Here is a 4,492-nt window from a genome sequence, read left to right on the forward strand (position 1 = left end):
CCGGCTGCGCGGCCGGCCTGCCCCCGGCGGATCCCGGCTTCCCCCGCTTCACGCCGGAGCAGCTGCGCGCCGACGGCTATCCCGACCCGCACCACGCCCACGTCCTGCCGGGCTGGACGCCCCGCCGCGACGCCGCGGGGCGCGAGTTCGGCTACCGCACCGTCTGCGACGGCCCGCGCTGGCTCGACCGCCCCGACGTCGCGCGGGCCGCGGGCCGGCTGTCGTTGGGGCCGTTCACCGTGGATTTCGACACGGCGTACGACCCCTGCCAGATCGCCCCGCTGCTGGAACACTGCGAAGCCGCCCTGGTCGACGTGGGCGCCCTGCTGGGCCTCGCGCCCGTCGGCGGCCTGCCGATCCTCAACCCCGACAACCTCGACGAGTACGGGCAGCTCACCGGTCAGGGACCCTGGCGCATGATGAGCTACCGCGACGGCGCCTGCACCATCCAGCCGGTGCCGGTGCTGATCGCGCGCACGCTGCTGCCCCACGCCGCCTGCGAGCTGACGGCGCGCTGGCTGCTGGACGTCAACGGTTGCGGCGCGCTGCCGCTCTGGCTGCGCGAGGGCCTCGCGGTCTACGCCGCCGACCTCGGCGTCCACCTGAACAACTACATGGGCCAGTTCCGTCCCGACGGGCCGGTCCTGCTCTCGCCGGGCGAGGCCGCAGCGCTGTTGGCGGCCGGACCCCTGCCCGACCCCGAGCTCGACCGCCAGATGCACCGCCGCGCCCAGTACTCCGTGTTCGTCATGGTCTGGCGGCTGGTCGAGGAGCACGGCGGCCCGACCCGCCTGCGGAACCTTCTTGCCGACGTCCGCGACGGCGACGCGCCCGACGACGCCTGCCGCGCCGCGTATGGCCTGGACCTCGCGGCCTTGACCGCGCAGCTCGACGCGACGCAGGGCCCGGAGCCCATCGGCGACGCCGTGCAGTCGCGCAGCCCCCACTTGCCCGGTGCGGCCCGCGACGGCGCCGCGCCCGAGAAACGGACCAGCGATGAGTGACACGTCCGCCGTCCGCCTGCGCTTCGCGCCCAGCCCCACGGGCTACCTGCACGTGGGCGGGGCGCGCACGGCCCTGTTCAACTGGCTCCACGCCCGCAAGACGGGCGGCGCCTTCATCCTGCGCATCGAGGACACCGACCAGGAGCGCAGCACCGACGCCGCCTACCAGGCCATCCTGCGCAGCATGGAGTGGCTGGGCCTCACCTGGGACGAGGGCCCCGGCGTCGGCGGCCCCTGCGGCCCCTACCTGCAGTCCGAGCGGCTCGAGGTCTACCAGCAGCAGGCCGCGGCCCTGCGCGCGAGCGGCCGCCTCTACCGGTGCTTCTGCACCGGCGAGGAGATCGCGGCCCGCAACGTGGCGCGCGGCGAGCAGGAGAGCGCGGGTTACGACGGGCACTGCCGCGAACTCGCCGCGGCGCAGGTCGCGGCCTTCGAAGCCGACGGCCGCGCGCCGAGCTGGCGCCTGCGCACGCCGGACGAGGGGGAGACGTTCTGGTACGACCTCGTCTACGACAAGCGCGAGTTCCGCAACGACCTGATCACCGACCGCGTCGTGCTGAAGCAGGACGGGTTCCCGACCTACAACTTCGCCGTCGTGGTCGACGACCACCTCATGCGCATCAGCCACGTGCTGCGCGGCGACGACCACGTCAGCAACACGCCCTTCCAGCTGCAGATCTACGACGCGCTGGGCTGGGAGCGCCCCAAGTTCGGGCACATGCCGATGATCCTGGGGCCGGACCGCAAGCGCCTCAGCAAGCGCCACGGCGCCACCAGCGTCGAGGAGTTCCGCGACCAGGGCATCCTGCCCGACGCGATGATCAACTACCTGGCGCTGCTGGGCTGGTCGCCCGGCGCCTCCGGCGACGAGGTGTTCACGCGCGAGGCGCTGGTCAAGGCCTTCAGCCTCAAGCGCGTCAACAGCTCGCCGGCCGCCTTCGACTACGACAAGCTGACCCACATCAACGCCCAGCACCTCAAGCGGCTCGGACCGGCCGACCGTCTCGCCCTCGCCGAGCCCATGCTCGACGCGCGCGGCTGGGCCCTGGATCCCGCCTGGCGCGCGCCCGCGGACGACACCCGCGACTACCTGACGAAGGTGCTCGCCATGCTCGGCGGCCGCTTCAGCGACCTGCGCCGCATCCCCGAACAGATCGGCTTCTTCTTCACCGACGATTTCCCCGTCGATCCCGAGGCGGCCGCCCACCTGGCGGGCGCCGAGATCCCGGCCCGCCTGCTGGCGCTGGCCGACCGGCTGGAGGCCGCGCTGCCGCCGCAGGGTCCGGCCCCCCAGGACGTCTACGAGGAGGCCGTCCGCGGCCTCGCCGCCGACCTGGGCCTGGAGGCCGGCGACCTGATCCACCCCTGCCGCGTCGCCCTGACCGGCCTGACGCGCAGCGCGGGGATGTTCGAGGTCATGTGGCTGATCGGCGGGCCGCGCACCGTGGCGCGGCTGCGCGCCGCCGCCCGCTGAACCGGCTGCTCCCGCTCGCCGCAGAGGGAGGCGTCCGCTGTACCTGCGCATCCTGATCCGCTACCTGCTGGTCTGGGGCGTCTCGGCGGCCTCGCTGGCGCTCGTGGCGCTGCTGTTGCCGGGGATCTGGATCGACACGGGCGTGCCGCGCTGGTGGCTGACCGCGGCGCTGCTGCCGGTGGAGTTCGGCCTGTTGCTGCTGCTGCTGCGCCCCCTGCTCGTGCTGGCGACCCTGCCCCTGAACGCCGCGACCCTCGGCCTGCCGACGCTCCTGTTCAACGGCTTCATCCTCTACCTGACGGCCGCGACCTCGCGGGTCGTGAACATCGACAACCTCGGCTACGCCTTCCTGGGCCTGGTGGTGATGACCGCGGTCAACGGCGCGGTCACCGGCTGGCTGGGGATCGACGACGTCTACCCCTTCTTCCAGACGATCCTGCGCCGCGTCGGTCGCCGCTACGGCCCGCGGGCGCGGCCCGGCCAGGTGCGCGGACTGCTGATCCTGCAGGTGGACGGGCTGTCGTGGCGCAGCTGCGCGCGCGCCCTGCGCCGCGGCCGCATGCCGACGATGGCCGGCCTGCGCGCGCTCGGGACGCACCGGCTGCACCGCTGGCACTGCGGCGTGCCGTCCAACACGCCGGCCGTGCAGAGCGGCCTGTTCTACGGCACGCGGGCGCGCCTGCCCGGTTACCGCTGGTACGACCGCCACGAACGCCGCGTGCTGGTCGCCAGCCGCGCCGAGGACCTGCGCGCCGCCGAGGCCGGGTTCGCCTTCGGCGACGGCCTGCTCGCCGGCGGTTCCTGCATCAACAGCCTGCTGTCCGGCGGCGCCGCCAAGCGCCTGATGACCCTCAGCGCGCTGCGCGAGCCGGACGACCACCGCCGCCCCGGCGAGCGCGCCGACTTCTCGCTCTTCTGGCTCAGCCCCTACGCCTACACCAGCGCCGTGGCGGCCACGTTCTGGGACTTCATGACCGCCCTGTCCTGGAACGCCCAGTCGCGCTTCCACCCGCGCAAGCGCACCGTCCGCCGCAGCTTCCGCCAGGCCGCGATGCGGGCCGTCGGCAACGCCTTCCTGCGCGAGACCTCCCACTTCTGGCTGGCGCAGGACGTGGTGCGGGGCGTGCCGGTGATCTACTCGAACTTCGTGGGCTACGACGAGGTGGCCCACCACGCCGGGCCCGACGCCGGCGAGGCCCTGGCGACCCTGACCGGCTTCGACCGCAAGCTGCAGAAGTTGCGCCGGCTCGTGCGCGACGCCTCGCCGATCGACTACGACGTGGTCGTGCTGGCCGACCACGGGCAGAGCCCTTCGCTGCCGTTGCGGGCGCACAGCGGCGAGACCCTCGAGGCGCTGGTCGCGCGGCTGGCCGGCCGCGTCCGCCCCGTGCTGCCGCCCCGCGACAGCGAGGCCGCCTACTTGGGCGCGCTGCTGGCCGAACTGCGCGACGAGGGGCCGGACCGCCGGTCCTGGCTGGCGTTCCAGAGCCGTCTCACGCTCGAGCGCCTGCGCGACGAAGAACCCGATCACGACGCGGGCGCGGGCGGGGAGTCGTCGCTGGTCGTCTGCGTCTCGGGCGGGCTCGCCCACATCTACCGCGAGGGCGCGCAGCGCCCCCTGCGGCTGGCCGAGATCTCTTCGCTGTATCCGGGTCTGGTGGAAGGCCTCGCCAGCCACGCCGGCATCGGCTTCGTGCTGGTGCGCGGCGACGACGGCGAGGCCCTGATCATCGGCCGCGACGGCGTGCGCAACCTCGACACCGGGGAGCTGCGGGGCGAGTCCGATCCCCTGGCCCCCTACTGGGACGAGGCCCTCTGGACCGGCGAGCTGTCGGCCCTGCTGTCCCACCCCCACGCCGGGGACCTGATCGTCAACGGGGCCCTGCTGCCGGACCGCCGCGTCGTGGTCTTCGAGGAGCAGCTGGGCAGCCACGGCGGCCTCGGCGGCCCCCAGACCGATCCCTTCATCCTGCTGCCGGTCTCCTGGGGCACCACGCACGCCGACCTGCGCTCC

3 protein-coding genes are annotated in these 4,492 nt (G+C 73.8%); all 3 read left to right on the forward strand.

Translation table 11 applies throughout. The features are described from left to right. A partial coding sequence (locus Q7W29_09780) for a hypothetical protein (protein ID MDO9172109.1) occupies nt 1–1,004 on the forward strand: 1,004 nt, incomplete at its 5' end. Further along, nucleotides 997–2,478 (forward strand): glutamate--tRNA ligase, encoded by a 1,482-nt coding sequence (gltX, locus tag Q7W29_09785; GenBank protein ID MDO9172110.1) that lies wholly within the window; start codon nt 997–999, stop codon nt 2,476–2,478. The genes Q7W29_09780 and gltX, both read left to right, overlap by 8 nt. A gap of 67 nt (nt 2,479–2,545) precedes the next feature. Then, the coding region (locus tag Q7W29_09790; GenBank protein MDO9172111.1) for a phage holin family protein at nt 2,546–4,492 on the forward strand (1,947 nt) is incomplete at its 3' end.

Source organism: bacterium, from assembly GCA_030654305.1.
Taxonomy (GTDB): Bacteria; Krumholzibacteriota; Krumholzibacteriia; order LZORAL124-64-63; family LZORAL124-64-63; genus PNOJ01.